The sequence below is a fragment of the Rhodoplanes roseus genome (assembly GCF_003258865.1).
In the GTDB taxonomy this organism is placed as follows: domain Bacteria; phylum Pseudomonadota; class Alphaproteobacteria; order Rhizobiales; family Xanthobacteraceae; genus Rhodoplanes; species Rhodoplanes roseus.
Genome location: NZ_NPEX01000666.1, coordinates 1 through 441, shown reverse-complemented (window position 1 = coordinate 441; position 441 = coordinate 1). Strand labels below are relative to the sequence as shown.

Genomic DNA, 441 nt, shown 5'->3' with positions numbered 1-441 from the left:
GGCCTCACCTACGACGACGCCGCCACCCGCGCCGCGATCATCGCGGCCCTGAAGACCATGGAACGTGGACAGGCGGTTCAGCTCGCCGGAGGACGGCGGGAGTGGCGGGCCGGCCGCTCGGCGCCCGGGCAGACCATGTATCGATCCTGGGTCGACGAGGCGATCTCCCAAGCCGTCGGAGAAGACCATCACGAGCTCGCCTTCGTGTCGGCCCCGATGCCGTCGCCTGGGCACATGCCGATGCTCGGCACCGTCACGTTCGTCTGAGGCATCCATGGACAGGCACGTCCGCCGCGGCGGCGGCGACTACGCCGATGCGCTCGCAGCTCTGCTGCCGACCGGCATCGCCTGGCCGCGCGACGCGGGCTCGGTGCTGCAGCGGCTGGTGTCGGGATTTGCGCAGGTCTGGGGCCTGGTCGACTCCCGGGCCGCCGACCTGCT

General features: G+C 71.7%; 1 protein-coding gene. It reads left to right on the top strand.

All coding sequences use genetic code 11. The features are described 5' to 3' along the window. On the top strand, positions 1-267 hold a 267-nt coding region (locus CH341_RS34780), incomplete at its 5' end, for a hypothetical protein (RefSeq protein ID WP_170149899.1). Positions 268-441 lie beyond the last annotated feature (174 nt).